We start from the raw sequence: 4,599 nt of genomic DNA, 5'->3' as shown, positions 1-4,599 counted from the left end.
GGATGAGGGCTTCGACGTAGGCGGACATGCCCCGTTTGCCGGTCCGCTCCCTGAGGGCGGCGATGGTGCCCTCGTGAAGGGAGACGGAGACGGGGGGGGGGGAGGCGGGGGGGGGTGTGGGAAGGCGGCTCCTCGCATGGCAGTCGTCGCCTCCACCCGCCCACGTCGCCCTTGTCCTCGCGGCCGAGCTGTGGCTGACTGGCGGCGGTGACGAAGGGGAGTGGGCATGGGGACCTGGGCAGTGATCGCGCAGAGCGTGTCCAGTGACGCGCACGTGACCGAGTTCATCTGCCGTGGGCGGGAGACGAAGGAGGAGGCACTGGAGAAACTCCGTGCCGCCGTCCACACGTACTTGCCGAAGAGGAACATCCGCGAGAAGCGACGCCAGGTGTACCGCTTCGCCGACCAGGAGTCGTACCTGGTGATGATCAACGGCAAGCTGACGGAGTGGGAGTGTTCCCTGCGCCTCGCGGAGCTGATCTCGGACTCGGCCGACCCGGCCCGTCCGGCCGACCAGCCCGACCCGGCCGCGGCCGCCGGGCCGCAGGACCGGATACCGCCCGGCTACTGACAGCCGACAGCTTTGGACGGTCAGCGCCACCCGGCCGGAATCCGGGAGAGAGAGCTGCTTGAGTACGTCCCAGTTCCTCGGGTGCCCGACAGGGGCGTCCCCGCCCGTCTCCGGGCCGCCCGGCACCCCGCACTGGCGGCGGGCGCCGCGGACCCTGGCTGGGGCGCGGCACGGGGCACGGTGCCGACGGAAAGCCGTAGGGTGCGGCGGAGGCGGGTGTAGCGGAGACGCACCTAATGCGTACTTAATACATCCTTACTGTAAACGGATAGCATCCGACCGCGATGCATGATGGACGTCGGCGGCCGGAACGAGGTGGATCTGGTGAGTGGCATGACGGTGGAGCCGCGTATCGCGGTGGCCGTGGTGACCATGGGAAACCGGCCCGCCGCGCTGAACGCGCTGCTGGAGTCGATCGCCAAGCAGGATCTCGCCCCCGCCCGAGTCGTACTCGTCGGCAACGGCTGTCCGCTGCCCGAACTCCCCGGCCTCTCCGGCGAGGTGACCGCCATCGAGGTCGACGAGAACCTCGGCTGTCCGGGCGGACGCAATGTGGCTCTGGCCCGGCTGCGGGAGTTCGGTGACATCGACGTCGTGGTCGACCTCGACGACGACGGCCTGCTCGTCGACCCCGATGTCCTCACCCGCGTACGGGAGTTGTACGCCGCCGACCCCCGGCTCGGCATCGTCGGATTCCGGATCGCCGACGAGAACGGCGTGACCCAGCGCCGGCACATCCCCCGGCCCGGCGCGGGCGACCCGATGCTCGGCGGATACGTCACCCAGTTCCTCGGCGGCGGCCACGCCCTGCGCATGGCGATGCTCGACGAGACCGGCGACTGGCCCGCCGCCTTCTTCTTCGCCCACGAGGAGACCGACCTCGCCTGGCGGGCCGTCGACGCCGGCTGGAAGATCCTCTACGAACCCCGACTCCTGCTGCGCCACCCCAGCACTTCACCGGCCCGCCACGCCATCTACCACCGGGTCACCGCCCGCAACCGGGTCTGGCTGGTCCGCCGCAGGCTGCCGTTGCCGCTGATCCCGGTGCATCTGGGCATCTGGATCGCGATCACCGTCCTGCGCGGCGGCTCCACGCGCGCGCTGCGGGCCTGGTTCGGCGGCTTCGCGGAGGGCCTGCGCGAACCGGCCGGTGAACGCCGTCCGATGCGATGGCGAACGGTATGGAAACTGACCCGCCTGGGCCGCCCGCCGGTCCTGTGACACATGGCGAGTGGCAGACGGATGGGCACGAGTGACACGTGCCACACGATAAGAGGGCCCCGGTCGTCACCTCTGGCGACCTGGGCCCTCTCGCGTACCCGGACCCGGCCGCGACAGCGACACTCCCCCGAGCTGCGCGTCATACGCGCGCGCCCTCGGACCGGCTCCGTTGAGGTGATCACATCAGGCCACACCAACAGATCGCTAACATAAGAGCCCAATGGGCGAACGAGAGGGCAGTGGGGCGAGGACATGCGGTGCGGTCTGCGGTTCGGACTGCTGGGCGCGCCCGTTCTTTACGACGGTGACGCCTCCAACGGCCTTGCGGGGGACGCGATCCAGCCGATCGGCAGCAGCAAGGTACGGACGCTGCTCGTCACCCTGCTCCTCGAACCCGGCCGGGTCGTCCCGGTCGAGACGCTCAAGGACGCGCTGTGGGGCGGGGCACCCCCGGCGTCCGCGCAGGCCTCGCTGCACAACCATGTGACCCGGCTGCGCCGGCTTCTGGACGACCCGGGACGGCTGCGCGCCGTACCGCCCGGGTATCTCCTGCGGGTCGGCCCGGGGGAGCTGGACGTGCACGTCTTCCAGGCCCACGTCGAACGGACGCGCGCCGCCCACGCCAACCAGGACTGGCAGCGGGTCCTGACCGAGTGCGCGTCGGCGCTCTCGCTGTGGCGCGGCGCCCCACTGACCGGCATCCCGCCCGAGACCGTCGGGTACGCGTTCACCCAGCGCCTGACGGAGGCCCGCCTGCTCCTCCTGGAGTGGCGCTACGACGCCGAACTGAACGTCGGCGGCACCCGACTCGCCTCCCTGATCCCGGAGCTGACGGCCCTGACGGCCGAACACCCCCTGCGCGAGTCCTACCACCGCCACCTGATGCTCACCCTCCACCGCACCGGCCGCCGAGCCGAATCCCTCGCAGTCCACCGCGACCTCCGCACCCGCCTCCTGGAAGAACTGGGCGTGGAACCGGGACCAGCGGTACGAGCGGCCCATGTGGAGGTACTTCGGGTTCCGGTGGGGCCGGTTGGGCCGGTTGGGCCGGTTGGGCCGGTGGGGCCGGTGGGGCCGGTTGGGCCGGTTGGGCCGGTTGGGCCGGTTGGGCCGGTTGGGCAGGTGGGGCAGGCAGGGTCGGTGGGGCACGCGAGGTCGCTGGGGCACGCGAGGCTGCCGGGAACAGTGGGTCCGGAAGGTCTGGTGGGCCCAGTTGGCCCGGTGGGGGAGACGGGCCAGTCGGGTCAGGCAAGGCCGGTTGGGCTGGTGGGCCACGCGGGGCTGCCAGGGACAGTGGGTCCGGAAGGTCTGATGGGCCCGGTTGGCCCAGTCGGTCAGGCGGGTCAGGCGGGTCAGGCGGGCCAGGCAGGGCCGGTGGGGCAGGCGGAGCCGGTGTGCTCAGTAGGCGCGGTGGGAGCGGCGGGTGCCGCCCATCAGGCGGCGGGCTCGGAGACCCCGGCAGGCTCGACCGGCGAGGGGGGCCGGGCTGACCTGCCGGCCCGGGAGCGGTCGGGCACTCCGGGGAGCCAGGCGGGCCCGGGAGATACGGCGGACCCGTGGGACCAGGAGGGCCAGGCAGAACCTGGGACCCGGACGAGGCCGGGGTCCCTGGCAGGACCAGGGATCCTTGAAGGAGCGGCGCATCCTGAAGGTGGCCAGGTAGGTCCAGAGCGGTCGGGGGGCCCAAGAGGCCTGGGTACTCCAGGAGTTCCGGGCGATCCGGATGCCCCGGGCGGCTTCACGCAGCCCACCGACCTCGCGCTGCCCACCGACCGTCCGGTTCCCTACGTCCCCGCACAGCCGACGTCTGGCTCGGCCCCGCGATCGGCTCCCGCCGCCACACCACGAGCCGCGACGGCCTCGACACGCCCCGAGCCGACATCGCGGCCCGAGTCAACGCCACAGCCAGGGGAGACCTCAGCCCGGCCCGAGCCAACGCCACGCTCAGGGTCGGCCTCAACCCGGCCCGAGTCAACGCCACGGCCATGGTCGACCTCAGCCCGACCTGAGCCAACGCCACACTCCGTACCGACACCCCCCTCGGTGTTGACGCCGAGCCGCAGGCCGACAGCAGGCCCCACGCCGGCGTCATCGCCTCCCCGCATGCCTCGCCCCGCCCAACTTCCTCCACCCCCGGCCCACTTCACCGGCCGCGCCGGCGTCGCCGACGCCCTGCGCCGGACGCTGGTCTCGAAGCGGCACCCCGGTCCCGAGGCCGCGGCAGGTACCCCCGGCCCAGCGATCCAAGGCGCCGCCACCCCCATAACCGTGATCCACGGCATGCCCGGTGTAGGCAAGACGGCCCTGGCGCTGCACGTCGCCCACGCACTCCGGGCCCTTTTCCCGGACGGTCAGTTGTACGTCGACCTGCACGGCAGCGGCAGCACCTCCGAAGCGGCGCAGCCACCCCTCACCCCCGCCCACGCCCTCACCGCCCTGCTGCGCGATCTCGGCGCCGATCCACTCCGCGTCCCCGAACACCCGGACGCGGCAGCCGCGTTACTGCGTTCCCTCCTCGCCCCGACCCGCACCCTCCTCGTCCTGGACGACGCCGAAGGCGCCGCGCAGATACGTCCGTTGCTCCCGGCGGGCTCCGGCTGTGCCGTGATCGTCACCAGCCGCTCCCCGCTGGCCGCCCTCGACAGCGCCCGGCGCTTCCCCCTCACCCCCCTGACCAGCGCGGAGAGCGCCGCCCTGCTGCGCGCCGCGTCCGGACGGGACGGCCTCGACGCCGCCCACCCCCTCGTCGAACTCGCCGGCCGCCTCCCCCTCGCCCTGCGCGTGATCGCCGACCGGCTCGCCGCCCG

General features: G+C 72.6%; 2 protein-coding genes and 2 pseudogenes. All 4 read left to right on the top strand.

The annotated features are described in order from the left end of the window. Positions 1-226: 226 nt before the first annotated feature. Positions 227-571, top strand: a complete 345-nt coding sequence (locus AOK08_RS24065; RefSeq protein WP_055529706.1) for a hypothetical protein — start codon at positions 227-229, stop codon at positions 569-571. Between the two features lie 288 nt (positions 572-859). After that, positions 860-1,792, top strand: coding sequence for a glycosyltransferase family 2 protein (locus AOK08_RS24060; protein ID WP_198539358.1), 933 nt, complete (start codon positions 860-862; stop codon positions 1,790-1,792). 252 nt (positions 1,793-2,044) lie between these two features. Then, positions 2,045-2,809: pseudogene (locus AOK08_RS47540) on the top strand (AfsR/SARP family transcriptional regulator); the annotation flags it as partial. A gap of 1,038 nt (positions 2,810-3,847) precedes the next feature. Beyond that, a pseudogene (locus AOK08_RS47535) lies at positions 3,848-4,599 on the top strand (NB-ARC domain-containing protein); the annotation flags it as partial.

This window comes from Streptomyces graminilatus, from assembly GCF_001418565.1.
Lineage (GTDB): Bacteria > Actinomycetota > Actinomycetes > Streptomycetales > Streptomycetaceae > Streptomyces > Streptomyces graminilatus.
Note: the sequence above shows the minus strand (reverse complement) of the source record. Positions and strands in the feature narration are given on the sequence as shown.

What these genes read in the sequence shown, in the direction of transcription:
- AOK08_RS24065 (WP_055529706.1), top strand. Translation starts at nt 227, where the DNA reads ATGGGGACCTGGGCAGTGATCGCGCAGAGCGTGTCCAGTGACGCGCAC.
- AOK08_RS24060 (WP_198539358.1), top strand. Translation starts at nt 860, where the DNA reads ATGATGGACGTCGGCGGCCGGAACGAGGTGGATCTGGTGAGTGGCATG.